This window comes from Micromonospora sp. WMMD710 (assembly GCF_029626045.1).
Classification (GTDB): domain Bacteria; phylum Actinomycetota; class Actinomycetes; order Mycobacteriales; family Micromonosporaceae; genus Micromonospora.
This window is the reverse complement of the sequence record NZ_JARUBD010000001.1, coordinates 2,244,569-2,259,990: the sequence shown is the minus strand read 5'-3', so window position 1 is coordinate 2,259,990 and position 15,422 is coordinate 2,244,569. Positions and strand designations below refer to the sequence as shown.

General features: G+C 73.3%; 18 protein-coding genes. 8 read left to right on the top strand and 10 right to left on the bottom strand.

What is annotated here, in order from left to right; all coding sequences use genetic code 11:
• The first annotated feature begins 113 nt into the window (after positions 1 to 113).
• Positions 114 to 587 carry a ribonuclease HI gene (rnhA, locus tag O7620_RS10450; protein WP_151490409.1) on the top strand — a complete coding sequence of 158 codons (474 nt, stop codon included), beginning with the start codon at positions 114 to 116 and terminating at the stop codon, positions 585 to 587.
• A gap of 8 nt (positions 588 to 595) precedes the next feature.
• Here rnhA and O7620_RS10445 read toward each other — a convergent pair whose 3' ends face one another.
• The 3 genes from O7620_RS10445 to O7620_RS10435 form a co-directional block, all read right to left on the bottom strand.
• Positions 596 to 832, bottom strand: coding sequence for a preprotein translocase YidC (locus O7620_RS10445; protein WP_278122869.1), 237 nt, complete (start codon positions 830 to 832; stop codon positions 596 to 598).
• Positions 833 to 937: 105 nt separating this feature from the next.
• Complete coding sequence (locus O7620_RS10440) at positions 938 to 1,825, bottom strand: pentapeptide repeat-containing protein (RefSeq protein ID WP_278122868.1); 888 nt, start codon at positions 1,823 to 1,825, stop codon at positions 938 to 940.
• A gap of 76 nt (positions 1,826 to 1,901) precedes the next feature.
• Positions 1,902 to 2,999, bottom strand: coding sequence for a DUF5919 domain-containing protein (locus tag O7620_RS10435; protein WP_278122867.1), 1,098 nt, complete (start codon positions 2,997 to 2,999; stop codon positions 1,902 to 1,904).
• 178 nt (positions 3,000 to 3,177) lie between these two features.
• Between O7620_RS10435 and O7620_RS10430 the strand changes: the two genes are divergently transcribed.
• Positions 3,178 to 3,786, top strand: a complete 609-nt coding sequence (locus tag O7620_RS10430; protein WP_278122866.1) for a hypothetical protein — start codon at positions 3,178 to 3,180, stop codon at positions 3,784 to 3,786.
• 54 nt (positions 3,787 to 3,840) lie between these two features.
• Positions 3,841 to 4,443 carry an MBL fold metallo-hydrolase gene (locus O7620_RS10425; protein WP_278122865.1) on the top strand — a complete coding sequence of 201 codons (603 nt, stop codon included), beginning with the start codon at positions 3,841 to 3,843 and terminating at the stop codon, positions 4,441 to 4,443.
• A gap of 40 nt (positions 4,444 to 4,483) precedes the next feature.
• Here the strand turns inward: O7620_RS10425 and O7620_RS10420 are convergent, their stop codons facing one another.
• A complete protein-coding gene (locus O7620_RS10420) occupies positions 4,484 to 5,131 on the bottom strand; it encodes a hypothetical protein (protein WP_278122864.1) in 648 nt (215 codons plus the stop codon).
• A gap of 244 nt (positions 5,132 to 5,375) precedes the next feature.
• Here O7620_RS10420 and O7620_RS10415 point away from each other — a divergent pair, with 244 nt between their 5' ends.
• Positions 5,376 to 6,407, top strand: coding sequence for a PHB depolymerase family esterase (locus tag O7620_RS10415; protein ID WP_278122863.1), 1,032 nt, complete (start codon positions 5,376 to 5,378; stop codon positions 6,405 to 6,407).
• A gap of 14 nt (positions 6,408 to 6,421) precedes the next feature.
• Here the strand turns inward: O7620_RS10415 and O7620_RS10410 are convergent, their stop codons facing one another.
• The 3 genes from O7620_RS10410 to O7620_RS10400 are packed head-to-tail and all read right to left on the bottom strand — an operon-like array spanning position 6,422 to position 9,528.
• A complete protein-coding gene (locus tag O7620_RS10410; protein ID WP_151490417.1) occupies positions 6,422 to 7,843 on the bottom strand; it encodes a DUF6297 family protein in 1,422 nt (473 codons plus the stop codon).
• Positions 7,840 to 8,463: an ABC transporter ATP-binding protein gene (locus tag O7620_RS10405; protein WP_278122862.1), complete on the bottom strand. Its 624-nt coding sequence runs from the start codon at positions 8,461 to 8,463 to the stop codon at positions 7,840 to 7,842. Before O7620_RS10405 ends, O7620_RS10410 begins: the two co-directional genes overlap by 4 nt.
• Before the next feature lie 45 nt (positions 8,464 to 8,508).
• Positions 8,509 to 9,528 carry a WYL domain-containing protein gene (locus tag O7620_RS10400; protein ID WP_278122861.1) on the bottom strand — a complete coding sequence of 340 codons (1,020 nt, stop codon included), beginning with the start codon at positions 9,526 to 9,528 and terminating at the stop codon, positions 8,509 to 8,511.
• 44 nt (positions 9,529 to 9,572) lie between these two features.
• On the opposite strand from O7620_RS10400, the gene O7620_RS10395 reads away from it, so the two are divergent.
• The 4 genes from O7620_RS10395 (at position 9,573) to O7620_RS10380 (ending at position 13,000) form a co-directional block, all read left to right on the top strand.
• Positions 9,573 to 10,052: a hypothetical protein gene (locus O7620_RS10395; RefSeq protein ID WP_278122860.1), complete on the top strand. Its 480-nt coding sequence runs from the start codon at positions 9,573 to 9,575 to the stop codon at positions 10,050 to 10,052.
• The gene (locus tag O7620_RS10390; RefSeq protein WP_278122859.1) at positions 10,052 to 10,510 is read left to right on the top strand and encodes a hypothetical protein; all 459 of its coding nucleotides are present in this window, start codon (positions 10,052 to 10,054) and stop codon (positions 10,508 to 10,510) included. Before O7620_RS10395 ends, O7620_RS10390 begins: the two co-directional genes overlap by 1 nt.
• 68 nt (positions 10,511 to 10,578) lie before the next feature.
• On the top strand, positions 10,579 to 12,087 hold the full coding sequence (locus tag O7620_RS10385) for an NAD(P)/FAD-dependent oxidoreductase (RefSeq protein WP_278122858.1): 1,509 nt from the start codon (positions 10,579 to 10,581) through the stop codon (positions 12,085 to 12,087).
• Between the two features lie 22 nt (positions 12,088 to 12,109).
• Positions 12,110 to 13,000: an SDR family NAD(P)-dependent oxidoreductase gene (locus O7620_RS10380; protein ID WP_278122857.1), complete on the top strand. Its 891-nt coding sequence runs from the start codon at positions 12,110 to 12,112 to the stop codon at positions 12,998 to 13,000.
• On the opposite strand, the gene O7620_RS10375 is transcribed toward O7620_RS10380, so the two are convergent.
• From O7620_RS10375 to O7620_RS10365, 3 genes are all read right to left on the bottom strand, one after another.
• The gene (locus tag O7620_RS10375) at positions 13,001 to 14,461 is read right to left on the bottom strand and encodes a cryptochrome/photolyase family protein (RefSeq protein ID WP_278122856.1); all 1,461 of its coding nucleotides are present in this window, start codon (positions 14,459 to 14,461) and stop codon (positions 13,001 to 13,003) included.
• A gap of 75 nt (positions 14,462 to 14,536) precedes the next feature.
• Positions 14,537 to 14,821, bottom strand: coding sequence for a low temperature requirement protein A (locus tag O7620_RS10370; protein ID WP_278122855.1), 285 nt, complete (start codon positions 14,819 to 14,821; stop codon positions 14,537 to 14,539).
• A gap of 24 nt (positions 14,822 to 14,845) precedes the next feature.
• Positions 14,846 to 15,265 (bottom strand): hypothetical protein, encoded by a 420-nt coding sequence (locus tag O7620_RS10365; protein WP_151490426.1) that lies wholly within the window; start codon positions 15,263 to 15,265, stop codon positions 14,846 to 14,848.
• Positions 15,266 to 15,422 lie beyond the last annotated feature (157 nt).

Sequence of the window (15,422 nt, the reverse complement as noted above, 5' to 3'; positions counted from 1 at the left end):
TGTCGGGCCGGATGCGCCGCCCGGCTGACCCCCCGAGGGGTCGGCGCCGGTCGGTCCCGTGTCGCGGCCCCCGATCGGCGGGTGCGGCCCGGCCGCCCGGTAGGTTGCCGGGCATGGTGGACGCGGCGGCCGGCAGGGGCGTGCAGATCTGGACCGACGGGGCGTGCAGTGGCAACCCGGGGCCGGGCGGCTGGGGCGCGTTGCTGCGCTACGGCGACCACGAGCGGGAGCTGTGCGGCGGCGAGGCGACGCCGACCACCAACAACCGGATGGAGCTGATGGCGGCCATCCAGGCGTTGGAGAGCCTGAACCGCCCGGTCACCGTGGAGTTGCACACCGACAGCACGTACGTGCGCAACGGCATCACCAGCTGGCTGGCGTCGTGGAAGCGCAACGGCTGGCTGACCGCCGCAAAGCAGCCGGTGAAGAACGCCGACCTGTGGCAGCGCCTGGAGGCGGCCTGCGAGCGGCACCAGGTCACCTGGCTGTGGGTCAAGGGGCACAACGGGCACCCGGAGAACGAGCGCGCCGACCGACTGGCCAACAAGGGCATGACCGAGGCACGGGCCGCGCTGGCCAGCCGCTGACCAGAGCGTCAGCGGGTCGCGTCCGGGTGGCCGGGCATGCTCGACCCGCCGCCGCTGCTGCCCGACGACCCACCCGCGACACCCGAGCTGTTGTCCTCGGTCACGATGTCCGGTGGCACGTCGGTGTCGTCCGGGGGTGGGACCTCGGTGTCGGCCTCGACCTGCACCAACGGGACCTGGCCGGCCTCGTCCTCGCTGTGCTGCGGGTCGCCCGGCAGCTCACCGTCGCGCTTTCGGTAGCCCACGCCGTGCCCCCCCGTCGATGCCGGTCCGCGTCGGCGCTGGCTACCCGGCGTCGTCACGGCCGAAACCTCGCGCTCAGCGGCGTCGTCACGGCCGAAACCTCGCGCTCAGCGGCGTCGGCCGCGCCGGGTGGACGTCGCCGACCGGGAGGGTTGGCGGACCGGGGTGAGCGCCAGCGCGGTCCAGTGCGCCGGCCGGGTGAGCGCCGCCGGCAACCCGGTGCGGGTGTCACCCCGCGCCGCGTCCAGCTGCGCCTGGTGCAGGAAGAGGGTGCTCCGCAGGTCCGCGCCGCGCAGATCGGCGCCGCGCAGGTCCGCGCCCGTCACGTCGGCGAGGCTCAGGTCGGCGCCGCGCAGGTCCGCGCCGACCAGCAGCGCCCCGCGCAGGTTGGCCCGCCGCAGGTCGACCCGCCGCAGGTCGGACCCGAGCAGCTGGGCACCCCGACGATCGGCGCCTCCCGGAAAACGCGCCGCGTCGCTGGCCCGCGCCAGCAGTGGGTTGACGAGGTCGCGGTGCGCGGCGGTGTCCACCGCGCGTAGTCGCGTCGGGTCAGCGCCGCAGAGCGCCCAGGTTTCGGCGTGCGCGCGCTCCAGCTCGACGCGCAGGTCGGCGGGCGGGCGCAGCGTCAGCGCCTCGGTGAGATACCAGAGCAGCTCGTGCAGTGGTCGCAGCACCGCGAACGCCTCCGCCATCGCGGGCAGCGTCCCCGGTGCGTCCCGCCAGTCCCGACCGCCGAAGGTGACCTGGGCGACCTGCTGCCCCGCGCCGAAGCAGTCGAACACCGTGCAACCGGGGAACCCGCGCTGCCGCAGCTCGGTGTGGATGCCGCAGCGGTGGTCGGTGCGCAGGTTGGGGCAGGGCTGCCCGGCCGGTTTGTCGATGGCGAAGTCCGCCGACCGGGCGAACGCCGGCACCACGCAGCACAGCCCGAAGCAGCGCCCGCAGTCGGCGCGCAACTGCGCGGACCCGGGCGGCGGTGCGGGGCTGGGCGGCATGCGAACGGACCTCCTGGCGATCGGTGCGGTGCGCCCACCATTGTCCCGCTCGCCAGGGCCCCGAGCGGGACGGGGGTCACCGTCCGTGCGTGTCGTCGGCCGTCCCGGCCCGGGCAGCCGGGGTACGGGGAGCGCCCGGCGCCGGCACCAGCCGCCGGATCGCCCGCTCCCCGTCGCCGTGCCCGTACTTCTGGTCGAAGTGCCGGCTCACGATGGTGGCCGGCGTGCGGTCCCCGTCGGCCGGCTCGGCCAGCCCGAACACGGCCGGGGTCGCGCCGGGCGCGCGGGGCGGCAGCACGGCCCGCACGGTCAGCGGCCCGGTCACCCGGAACCCCTGGCAGTCGACGTAGTGCTGCCCGTCCACCGTCACGTACGGCACGCGCACCTCGACCACGTCCAGGTCGTCGTGACGCAGCGTGACCGTGACCGACCAGTACCGCTCCAGGTTGAGGGTGGCCTGCTCGTGTTCCCACAGCTCCTCGAACCGGGCGTGCACGAACCCGCCCCACGGGCTGTCCATGTCCACCTCGAGCTGCGGCACGTTGAACGAGAGCTTGCCGATCGGGAAGAACGAGATCAGCGCCCGCCCGTCCCACTGGTAGAGCTGGATCGACGGGGACGCGTCGTAGAGCCGGACCTGCAACCGCTGCCGCAGCCGGGCGTCGAGGGCGTCGGAGAACGCGGCCAGGTGGCGCAGGTTGGTGCGGATCTGTCGCGGCACGTCCACCCGCTGCCGCTCCAACTCCTCGGAGCGCTGCTGAGCGGCGGTGCAGTCCGGGTCGAGCAGCAGCAACTGCACCTGCGCGCCGTTGGTGAGCGCCGTGCGTACCGCGGACAGGGTCTCCTCGCGGTGCCGCTGTTCCAGAAGGATCGTCCAGGTGTCGAGAATGCGCACCCGGCGGGCGGAGCGGTCCAGCCGCGTCACGAACGCCTGCTGGTCGAAGCTCAGGTGCTCCTGCACCCGGGCCTTGCGGGCCTCTTCGAACAGCGGGTCGAAGATGACGTACGAGATGGCCGCGAGCACCACGCTGGCGCCGAGGTTGAGCAGGAGGTCGCTGAGGAAGCCGGTGCTGCGCCAGGCGGCCAGCAGCATCACGACGGCGACGGCGAGCAGCGGCCCACCGACGGCGAGGGCGCGTCGCTGCCGACCGCCCCGACCAGACCACCCCGGCATCCGGTCCCCTTCCGCCCGTCGGCCGACCCCGCCGCCCACTGATCACCGGCATGCGGAGGATACGTGCCCGCTTTGCCGCTCGCTGTCCCCTTCGAGAGCGATCGTTTCACCGGCCGGACCCTCCGGGCCGCCCATAGGGTGACGGTAACGAGGCCGGGCGACTGCGGAGAGTGGTGGCATGGACGATGCCGAACGCGAAAAGGCGCTGCTGAGCGTCCTCACCACCGAGCACTACGCCCTGCAGACGTCCCGCGCCGGCACGATCACCGAGGCCACCGGCCGTGCCACCATCTTCCTGTCCGTGCTGTCGGCGGCCCTGATCGGCCTCGGCTTCGTCTCCGGCAACGACCGGGTGATCCGGCCGTACCTGGGCGCCGTACTGCCGATCCTGGTGGTCATCGGCGTGCTGACCTTCCTGCGGCTGGTGGAGACCACGGTGGAGAACGCGCTGGACCTGAAACGGATCCAGCGCATCCGCGCCTACTACCAGGACCGCCTCGCCGGTGAACACGACTTCTTCGCCGACGCGGTGGCGTCCGAGGACAGCGCGGAGACCGCCTGGATCCTGGTCGGCACCCGGCCGGGGCGCTGGGAGTTCCTGCTCACCACGGCCGCGTTGGTGGGCGCGGTCAACGCGGCGCTGGTCGGGTTGGGCGTCGCCCTGGTGGTCAGCGCGGTCGGGGCCGCGCACTGGCTGACGATCCTCGCCGGGGTGGTGGTCGCGCTGGTGGCGTTCGCGGCGCAGTTCGCGTACATCGTCCGCATGTCGGCGGGTCGCCGGGTCTGACGACGCTCGATTTCTCGCCAGCCGGTCGTGGTCCGCTCGGCGTACCGTCGCCGGATGCGGATCATCCGATTCACGCACGCCTGTGTCCGCGTCGAGCACGACGGTCGGGTGCTGGTGATCGACCCGGGCACCTGGAGCGAACCGCGTGCCCTGGCCGGGGCGGACGCCGTCCTGGTCACCCACGAGCACACCGACCACGTGGACGTGCTGCGCCTCGCCGGCCTCGGCGTCCCCGTGTACGCCCCCGAGGGCGCCCGCCTGCCCGATCTCGCCCCGCTGCCGGTGACCCGGGTTCGCGCGGGGCGGCGCTTCACGGCGGCCGGCATCGACGTCAGCGCCCACGGCGGACGGCACGCCCCCATCCACGAGGGTCAGCCCGACTGCCCCAACCTGGGCTACCTGGTCGGCGACGGGCTCTACCACCCCGGCGACTCGCTGCACGTGCCGGACGAACCGGTGCACACGCTGCTCGTGCCCGCGCAGGGGTCCTGGCTGCGCCTCGACGAGGCGATCCGGTTCGCCGCCGCGGTGGGCGCCGAACGGGCGTACCCGATCCACGACGCGCAGCTCAACGAGCGCGGCCTGGCCAGCGTCGCCGGCTGGTTCGGCGAGACCATCCCCGGCTATCGCCATCTCGTCCCCGGCGACACCGCCTGAGCGGACGCGTGGGCGACCGCGCCCGGGGCCACCGCGCCGGTCAGCTCGGCGGCGGCTGGGCGGTGGAGCGCGGCGAGTCGCGGACGAACACGTCGAGCCGCTGGTTGGTGTCGTCGGCCACCATGTTGGTGGCAGACGAGGTGAAGGGGACGTGCCGGCCGCGGTGGTCGATGGAGGGATCGTTGCTGGAGGCGTTGGCCTCAGTCCCCTCGGGCGAAACGCTCAACCGGGTGGTGGTGTTGGTGGACCACTCGTGCAGGAAGACGTCGTCGGCGTAGTTGGTGTCCTCCGGCACCAGATCAAACGAATTGGACACGAACGCGACCCGCTGGCCGTCCCCGCTGAGCGCAGGTTGGTTGCTGACGCCGATGCGCTGACCGCCGCCGGTGGCGACGCTCGCCCGTCGGGTCACCCCGGTCCGCAGGTCCCGGACGGATACGTCCACGACGCCGTTGGTGTCTCCCGGCACCAGGTTCGTGGAGAGCGACTCGAAGGAGACGTGCCGGCCGCTGCGTGAGCTGCTGCTGGCGGCACTGCGGTCGTTACCCTGGACCTGGCCGTTGGCCACGCTGACCCGGGTGGTCAGGGGGTCGGGCTGTGGCACCGGAGCAGCCGACGCGGCCGGGGTCATGGCCGCTGGCAGGGTGAGAGCCACCGTGGCGGCCAGCGCGATCAGCAAACGTCTCATCTCTCCGCCAATCCTCCGAAACAGAAACAATCCGGCATCGAGGGTCGCTGGCCGAGGCATCCACGTCAAGGCTGTGAGCTGGGCAAACGCCCGTCTGGCCGAATGGTGGCACCACCGTCGGACGTAGCGGGAGACCACATCGGCGTCGCCGGACGTGTCGATCGCACTCATGTCTGGTGTGGTCTATGTCACGGTAGCGTTCGCGCACGCCGACGCCCCGTTGGCGCTCCAAAGGAGAGCGTCCATGTCCACACCGCGCAGAGCCACCACCGTCCTCGCCGCCGTCCTTCTGCTGGTCCTGACCGTCGCGGCTCCCGCCCAGGCCGCCACCCCGTCCACGAAGCCGCCGGTCGTGGGCTCGCTGGGCACGTACAACGTCTCCGGGGTGTACGTCGCCGGGGTCTCCTCCGGTGGCTACATGGCCACCCAGCTGCACGTCGCCTACTCGTCGCGGATCCGCGGCGCGGCCGTCTTCGCCGCCGGGCCGTACTACTGCTCGCAGAACACCGTCGCGCAGGCGTTGTACGGCTGCGGCGACAACCTCTACCCGACCAACGTCTCCGCCCTACAGACGTACACCCGGACCTGGGCGTCGTACGGCTGGGTCGACCCGGTGGGCAACCTGTCCGGCGACCCGGTGTACGTGTTCCACGGCGCCAACGACACCACGGTGAAGAAGTCCGTCACCGACGACCTGGTCCGCTACTACCAGCACTTCGGGGCCAGCGTGCAGTACGACAGCGGCTCGGCGGCCGGCCACTCCTGGGTCACCCCGTACGGGACGCAGGGGTGTACGGCGACCGCGTCGCCGTACCTCAACGACTGCGGCACCGACCCGCAGAACGCTCTGCTGCGCAAGCTGCTCGGCGGGGTGAACGCGCCGAACACCGGGGCGCTGGGCGGCACGCTCATCCGGTTCAGCCAGAACACGTTCGCCGTCAACGGCTGGGCCAACGGGCTGAGCATGGACGCGAACGGCTTCGCGTACGTCCCGTCGGCCTGCGCCGCCGGCCAGTCGTGCCGGCTGCTGGTGGCCCTGCACGGCTGCGCGCAGGGCTACGGCGCGGTGGGCACGGCCTTCGTCGACCGGGCCAACCTCAACCAGTACGCCGACACCAACAACCTGATCGTCCTCTACCCGCAGGCGGGCACCGCCCTCAGCAACCCGAACGGCTGCTGGGACTGGTGGGGCTACCTCGGGGCGACCAACTTCCCGATCAAGGGCGGCGCGCAGGTGGAGACCATCATGAACATGGTCCGGCGGCTGGACGGCTGAGGCTGAGGGGCCGGTCAGCCCAGGAACAGCTGGACCAGGACGAGCACGGCGAGCAGCGCCGGCCCGCGTGAGCCCTGGCGCAGCAGGTCGACCGGGATCATCCCGAACGGCGTGTTGACCGTCGCGCCGCCGTAGTCGATGGGTGGGCGGGTGCCGGCCCGGAAGGCGGCGGCCACCACGCCGAGCGCCAGCGTCGGCGCCAGCCACTGCGGCCCCGGGTCGACGGTCGGCAGGGTCAGCAGCCACCACAGGCCCGCGCCGAGGGCCGGCACCACCACGTGGATACCGCGCAGCAGGGCGTCGCTGCCGCCGAGCGCCCGGCGCAGGCCGGGGGACCGGCTGATCGAGCGCAGCCCGCCGGTCAGCCGGTCGGCGGCGACGTAGGCGAGCACCACCTGCGCGGCGCCGGCCAGCCCAGGCAGGGCGAGCGCGGCAGCGTACTGGACTCCGATCAGCGCCGCCCAGATCAGCAGGGCGCTGGGGTGGCGGCGCAGCCGGCGCACGTCGGCCTGCAGCAGCGCCCACCAGCCGGGGCCGGGCAGGAACCGGCTGCTGCGCACCCGGCCGATCCGACGCCAGCGGCGGCTCTCCACCAGGCCGGTGAGCAGGCTCGGGTCGAGCAGGATCGTGGCCGTGGCGGCGGCGTTGGCGAACTGCGCGCCGGTGGTCAGTGTGGCCCGGTCGACGCGGGGCAGCGCGCGTACCGCGAGGATCGTGCCGGCGACCGCGAGCGGCACGCCGACGGCGGCCAGCGCGACGGTCGGCGTGGACGCCGGTCGGGGCAGCCCGTCGCCGAGGCGGCCGGTGAGCACCACGAGGCCGGTGATGACGGCGGCGGCCACCATCGGGGCCGCGCCGGCCAGGGTCGGCCACCGCCGTCCGGTCCGGCTGCCCTGTGCGACGACGCTCAACGCCAGTGCCGCGGCACCCCATCCCGCGCCGGCGGCCGCCGCCCAGCCCAGGGCGGCCGGGTCGTTGACGCCGCCGAGCGCCGCCACGGCCACGCCGAGCGCGGCGGTGCCGGCCGCGGCGCCGGCCAGTAGGACCGCGAGGCGCGGCGCCAGCCAGGCCCGCCGGTCGACCGGCGCGCTGGTCACCCAGCTCTGGGTGGCCGGGGTGACCAGCAGCGGGCCGAGCGCGCGCAGGCCGCGCCAGGCGAGCCCGGCGCCGGCGAGCAGCGTGGCGACCGCCAGCCACCACCGCACCCCCGGCTCGGCCTGCCCGACGGTCGGGGAGTCCAGCATGTCGCGGCTGGCGCTGATCGCGAACCAGCCGTACATGCCGACGAAGAGGACCATGACGTACGCGTCGCCCAGCACGTCGCCGAGGGAGTGCTCGTGGTGCCGGCGGCGGGCCTGGCGCAGGTGCGTACGGACCTGCCGGGCCGTCGGCAGCCCGGCGGGTGTCGCCGCGATCGTGGCCGGCGGGGCGGTCACCGGCCGATCTCGATCCGCTCGTCGACGACCGCGTCGATCAGTTCCGGGTCGTGCGAGGCCAGCAGCACGGCGGTGCCGGCGTCGCGTTCCCGGCGCAGCCGATCGGCGAGCCACTGTCGGCCGGCGACGTCGAGGCGCTGCTCCGGCTCGTCGAGGATCAGCACCCGACGCGGCCGGACGAAACACGACGCCAGCGCGAGCCGGCGGCGCTGGCCGCTGGACAGGGTGACCGGCAGTTGGTCGCGGGCCGGGCCCAGGCCCAGTTCGGTGAGGACCTCCTCGACCGGCTCGGCGCTGCCCCCGTGGGCGTACGCGACGAGCTCCAGGTGCTCGACGACGGACAGGTCGGGGAAGAAGTCGATGTCGTCCAGGGCGGCGGCCACCAGCGCCCGCACCTGCGGGTCGGTCTCGTCGGCCCGGTAGCCGAGCACCCGCACCTCGCCCGTGTCGGGCCGGTCCGCGCCGACGACGCAGCGCAGCAGGGTGGTCTTGCCGCTGCCGTTGGGGCCGAGAACCACCGCGATCCGGCCCTCCGGGAGCGTGAAGCTCACGTCGTCGAGCACGACCAGGTTGCCGAAGTTGCGGCCGAGTCCCCGCACCGAGAGCGCATCCACGATCACACACTCTCCCAGACCGGTGCCACCGACCAGCACGAGCGACCCACGTCACGCCCGGTGACGGGACGTATCGGCGGGGGCGTCCGGTTGGGGGGTCGGGGCGTAGAGGGCGGCCAGCCCGGCCGCCGTGGCGGCCAGCCGTTCCCGCAGCGCCACCGGGCTCAGGACCTCCACGTCGGCGCCGAGGCGCAGCAGGTCACCGTGGGCGTGGGTGAGCGACTCGATCGGGAGCACCGCGGTCACCCAGCCTCGCGCGTCCGTAGGGCCGGCGCTGGCGTCGACCGCCGCCACCACGGGATCGCTGCCGATCTCCCGCAGCCGTTCCCGGCCGCCGGGGGAGAGCCGCACGGTGGCCTCGTCGCGGTGCAGGTGCGCCCGGAACCGCGCCACGTGCGCCCGCCACCAGGTCGGCAGGTCGAAGTCGGCGGGCCGCTCGAACTCCTCGGCCAGCGGGGTCAGCTCCAGGATCTGGTTGACCCGGTAGGTGGCGGGTCTGCCGCGGCCGGGCCGGTCGGCCACCACGTACCACCGGCCGCCCTTGAGCACGAGCCCGTACGGCTCCAGCACCCGGGTCGCCTCGCCGTTCCAGCTGCGGTAGCGCACTTCGACACGGTGCTGCCGCCACACCGCCTCCGCCGTGCGGGCCAGCTCGGGGGAGGTGTCGCCGTCGGCGTACCAGCCGGGCGTGTCCAGGTGGAAGCGTTGCTGGAGCTGGACGGCCCGGTCGCGCAGCGGTGCCGGCAGCGCGGCGTGCAGCTTGAGCCGCAGGGCCGCCACCACGTCGCCGTAGCCCAGCTCGTCGGCGGGGCCGGGCAGTCCGGCCAGGAAGAGACGGTCGGCCTCCTCGGCGGTCAACCCGGTCAGCCTCGTCCGCCAGCCGTCGACGAGCTGGTAGCCGCCGGCGTGCCCGGCCTCCCCGTACAGCGGGATGCCAGCGGCGTGCAGCGACTCCACGTCCCGGTAAATGGTGCGCGGCGAGACGGACAGTCGCTCGGCGAGCTGCGCGGCGGTCAGCCGTTCGTGCGCCTGGAGCAGCAGCAGGACGGAGAGAAGTCGACTCGCTCGCACTTCACTGACACTAGCTGTCAGGGGAGTGGTCCTACCGTCCCGGCATGGCATTTAGCGACAAGGATCTCCGAACGCCGGGACCGGTCACGGTGGACGGTTGGCAGCTCAAGCGTTACCACATCGACCAGCCGGAGCGGCCGATCGAACCGGCGGTGGAGAAGGCCGCGTACGACGTGCTGCCAGCGCTGCTGGCCCGCGCGGTGAGCGACGGCACCCCGGCCGCCGGATGGGTGGTGCTGCACCGGGGCGCGGACACCGGCGCCTACCTGCTGGCGTACACCTGGGTGTGGGACAACGCGTTGCAGGTGCACATCGCGGTGGCCGGGCAGCCGGTGCTGGACTGCCCGGACGACGACCCGACCCACTTCGTCGAGCTGGGCCGGCGCGAGGTTGGCTGCGTGTGGGAGTTGGCGGTGCTGGAGCACGAGCGGGCCGCCTGGGTGCGGCACATGCTGCTGCCGGCGGGCCCTGATCTGACCGGCTATCTACGTGACACGCGAGTGGAAGGGCCGGTGGGCCACTGATGGGCGACTTCGACTTCTACGTGGGCACCTGGCACGTGGTCAACCGACGGCTGCGCGAGCGGTTGACCGGCTGCGACGAGTGGGACGAGTTTCCGGGAGTGTCGGTCGCGCACAGCTTCTTCGGCGGGGGCGGCAACTTCGACGAGATCACCTTCCCGACCAAGGGCTTCGCCGGCGCGACGCTGCGGATCTTCGATCCGGCCACCGAGCAGTGGTCGATCTACTGGATGAACAGCGGACGCGGCGAGTTGGAACAACCGCCGATGGCGGGCCGCTTCGTCGACGGGGTGGGCCACTTCTACGCCGACGACCAGCACGAGGGGCGGCCGGTCCGGTGCCGGTTCATCTGGTCGGAGATCACCGCGACCACGGCCCGTTGGGAACAGGCGTTCTCGGTCGACGGCGAACGTACCTGGGAAACCAACTGGATCATGACGTCCACCCGGGCGGCCGACTGACTCGGCCTTCGGCGGGGCGGTGGGCGCGGTGTTAGTGTCCGTCCACTGCCCCGGATGGAGGAACGCCCATGGCCTCCGACCACGTCGACGTGCTGATCATCGGCGCCGGCCTGTCCGGCGTCGGCGCCGCCTGCCACCTGCGCCGCGACTGCCCCGACAAGACGTACGCGGTGCTGGAGGCGCGCGACGCCGTCGGCGGCACCTGGGATCTGTTCCGCTACCCCGGTATCCGGTCCGACTCGGACATGTTCACCCTCGGCTACTCGTTCAAGCCGTGGACCGCCCCGAAGGCCATCGCCGACGGCGCGACGATCCGGGAGTACGTGCGCGACACCGCCCGCGAGTACGACGTGCAGCGGCACATCCGCTTCAACCATCGGGTGCTGCGCGCCGAGTGGGACAGCGCCACCGCCCGCTGGACGGTGCACGCCCAGCGCACCGACACCGCCGAGCCGGTCGTCCTGACCTGCGCGTTCCTGTTCGCCTGCACCGGCTACTACCGCTACGGCGAGGGTTACACCCCGCCCCTGCCGGGCGTCGAGGCGTACACCGGGCGGTTGGTGCACCCGCAGCACTGGCCCGACGACCTCGACCACACCGGCAGACGGGTGGTGGTGATCGGCAGCGGCGCCACGGCGGTGACCCTGGTGCCGGCCATGGCGCACCGCGCCGCCCACGTGACGATGCTCCAACGCTCACCCACGTACGTCCTGGCGCTGCCCTCCCGCGACCGGCTGGCCGACGCGCTGCGGCGCCGGCTGCCGGCGAAGGCCGCGTATCCGGTGGTGCGCTGGAAGAACGTCCTGCTGTCCACCCTCAACTTCCAGCTCAGCCGGCGCGCCCCGGGCCTGGTGAAGCGGCTGCTGCGCCGCGCCGCGAAGGGCCGGCTCCCGGTGGGGTACGACGTCGACCGGCACTTCTCGCCCCGCTACGACCCGTGGGACCAGCGGCTCTGCGTGGCGCCCGACGGTGACCTGTTCACCGCCGTGCAGGAGGGCCGGGCGTCGGTGGTCACCGACACCATCGACACGTTCACCGCGCACGGCGTCCGGCTGGCCTCCGGCGTTGAGCTGCCGGCCGACATCGTGGTCACCGCGACCGGGCTCAACCTGCTCGCCCTCGGTGGCCTGACGCTCAGCGTCGACGGCGCCGAGGTCGACCTGGCCGGCACCGTCGCCTACAAGGGCATGATGCTGTCCGGGGTGCCGAACTTCGCGTTGACTCTCGGCTACACCAACGCGTCGTGGACGCTCAAGGCCGACCTGGTCGCCGGTTACGTCTGCCGTCTGCTCCGCCATCTGGACCGCACCGGACAGCAGGTCGTGACCCCGCTCCCGCCGCCCGACGACGAGCGGGTGCCGCTGATCGACCTGCGCTCCGGATATGTGCTGCGCAGCGTCGACGCGCTGCCCAAGCAGGGTGCGACCGCGCCGTGGCGGCTGCACCAGAACTACGCCCGCGACGTGCTGCTGATGCGCCACGGCCGGCTCGCCGACGAGGGCGTGCGGTTCTCCCGCGCCGAGGGTGTGTCCGTGCCCGCCGGCGCCACGCGTTCCGATCCGGCTGGTCGCCGGTAACCGCCAGGAGAGGAGCCCGACCGTGCAGAGGTTCACCTTCACCGGAGGCACCGCCGTCGTCACCGGCGCGGCCAGCGGCATCGGCGCGGCGTTGGCGCACGCGCTGGCCCGCCGGGGCAGCGACCTGGTCCTGCTGGACCGCGACGCCGAACGGCTGGACGCGGTCACCGCCGCGATCCGCGCCGCGCATCCCGACCGTCAGGTGCACACCCACGTCGTGGACCTCGCCGACGCGGCGGCCACCGCCCGGGCGGCCGAGGAGATCAGCCAGCGGCATCCGCGCGTGCGGCTGCTGGTGAACAACGCCGGCGTCGGCCTCGGTGGCCGGTTCGACCAGGTGACGTTCGACGAGTTCAGCTGGGTGATCGACGTCAACTTCCGGGCCGTGGCGCAGCTGACCCACGCGCTGCTGCCCACCCTCAAGGCGGAGCCCGGCGCGCACCTGGTCAACATCTCCAGCCTGTTCGGGCTGATCGCACCGGCCGGGCAGACCGCGTACTCGGCGAGCAAGTTCGCGGTGCGCGGCCTCACCGAGGCGCTGCGCCACGAACTCGTCGACGACGGCATCGGTGTGACCTCGGTGCACCCCGGTGGCATCCGCACCCGCATCACCGAGAACGCGCGGATCGGCAGCGGCGTCTCCCACGAGGAGTACGCCGCCGGGCGCGCCCAGTTCGAGAAGCTGCTCACCATCGCGCCGGACCGGGCCGCCGAGGTGATCCTGCGGGGTGTCGAGCGGCGTCGGGGTCGGGTGCTGATCGGCTGGTCGGCGAAGCTGCCCGACCTGCTGGCCCGGGTGATGCCGGCCTCCTACAACCGGTTGCTGGTCACCGGCCTGAACCGGGGCGTCGCCCGCCCCGCGCCGCCGGTGCCCGCGCAGCGGCCCGCCGACCCCGCCCAGGAGGCGGTCTGATCACGGCGGTGTGCTGCCCCGCTTCTCCTCCTGCGCCAGCACCGCCTCGCGGTGCTCCGGATCGTCCCGGCTGTCCAGCTCGGCGGCGAGCCGCGGATCGGCCACCAACCGCCCCCGGCTGCGGTGCAGGAAACTCTCGAACCCCCCGGTGTACGGGCAGGCCAGATCGCCGAGCGCCCGCTCGGGCGCGTAGCGGCACCCGGAGCAGTAGTCGCTGATCTCGTCGATGTCGGTGCCACCCACCGCGTACGGGCGGGTGTCCAGCCGGGCCAGGTCGGCGTACTGGCTCATGCCGACGACGGTCGCGTTCATCACCCAGTCGGTGCCGTCGACGAAGCACTGCCGGAACCAGTCCGCCAGGTCGGTCGGGCGCCAGCCGCGGTGCAACGCGTAGTTGCCCAGCACCAGCAGGCGGGGGGTGTGGTGGGTCCACGCCTGGTCCCGTACGGCGGCGAGCACGTCGGCCAGGCAGCGGGCCTCCACCGTGTCCGCGTCCAACTCGGCGAACCACTGCGGCAGCGGCTCGGTCGCGGCCAGCCAGTTCGCCCCGCGGTATTGGGGCTCGAAGTACCAGTAGAGCTGCCAGAGGAACTCCCGCCAACCGAGCAGACCCCGGATGAACGGCTCCACCGCCGTACGGGGGGCCGCCCCGGTTCGCCACGCCCGTTCGGCGGCGCGGACCGCCGGCTCCGGGTCGAGCAGCCCGAGGTTGAACGACGACGAGAGCGCGGAGTGCGCCAACAGCGGGTCGTCGACGCTCATTACGTCGGCGTAGCGGCCGTACTCGGGCAGCCGATGGGTCAGAAAGTGCTCCAGGCGGGCCCGCGCCTCGGCGTGCGTGGCCGGGTACCGGCGGGGGCCGTCGCGGCCGACGAACCGTGCGCCGTCGGCGGCCCACCGGTCCAGGTCACGGCGTACCTGCGCGTCGATGTCGTCCTCGACGATCGGCGGCGGTGGCGGCGGTGCCGTCGGCGTGCCGTGGCCCTCGGCGCGGGAGCGTCGCGTCGCAGCGGCCCCGCCGGCCGGGGCGGTCAGCACGTCGTGCCGGCGTCGGGCGTGCCGGTAGAAGTCGGCCATCCGCAGCTGACCGCGCCGGGTGCGGTCGGCCCAGCCGGCGAAGTCGGCCTGGCTGGTGATGAAGCCGCGCGGGGGCAGCACGGTCAGCTCCGGCACCGACCGGGCGAAGCCCAGCGCCGCCCGGGAGTGCGGATGGCACACCTCGAGGGGCTCACCGACCTGTGCCAGCCCCTCCCGGAACGTGTCGGCCCGCACCAGCAGCGCCCGGTCACCCAGCTCGGCCGCGCGGTGGCGCAACGCGGACAGGATCAGGTGCGCCTTCTGCCGGTGCATGGGTCGACGGCGGAACAGGTCCCCGATCTCCACCAGCAGCACCGGCTGATCGGGGTCGTCGAGGAAGTGCGGCCCGAGTTGATCGGCCAGCAACCATCGGCGGCGAAGCATGCCCGCAATTCTGCCCACCTTCGGGCGGACACGCCCGGTGGCTGGCCGGATGTTCGCATCCGGTGGCGGCCGAGTTCAGCCTGAATCGTCGTCGTCGTCGGTGTCGTACGCCGACGCGAACCAGGTGAAGTTCATCCACGACCACCAGATCGCGAAGAAGACCATCAGGTACCTGGTCAGCGCGTGGCCGAGGTGCCCCTCGGAGACGTCGTGGTGCAGGTTGCCGGCCGCCTGCGCCACGGCCACCACGAAGCACAGGTCGAAGAAGAGTTCCAGCGGCGTCGCCGCGCGATTCGGCTCGTCGCGGCTGCGGGGCCGCATCGGCCGGTAGAACGGCCGCACCGAACGGGAATGGGTCACCGCGGTCCCCCGGATTTGGCCGGGTCAGCGCCGGCGACGGCCGTGGGTCAGCCCCTCCAGCACCAGGGTCATGCCGGCGCCGACCAGCCAGACGTCCTTGGCGAGCCCCGCGCCCTGCTGGGTCGGGCGGATGCTGCCGGGCTCCCGCATCCCCGGCGTCTTCAGGTACAGCTGCACCAGCCCCGCGCCGAACGCGGTCAGGCCGAGCCCGACCAGGGGCGCCGGGACGAACGGCGCGAGCAACGCGGCGCCCAGGGCGATCTCGGAGTACGACAGCAGCTTGGCGAAGCGGGCAGGCTCCAGTTGGCCGAGCTGCGGCACGGCGGCGACCGCCATCCCGTGCAGGCCCTCCGCGGCGGTGCCCTCCAGAGTGCGCTTGCCCAGACCCGAGTTGAGAAAGTACGCGCCGATGCTGACCCGCAGCGGCAGGTGCGCGAGCTTCATGATCACTCCCGGTGGCCGTGGTCCGAATGCGGCCCGCGTACCCCGCGGAGCCCGCGATAACCCGCCGGGCCGGCTGGGACGGCCGTGGTGATCGCGGTAGGTTCGCCCGAGGGCCCACCGCCGAGCCCGGCACACCCGCCCCGCCCCGGCACCCGGC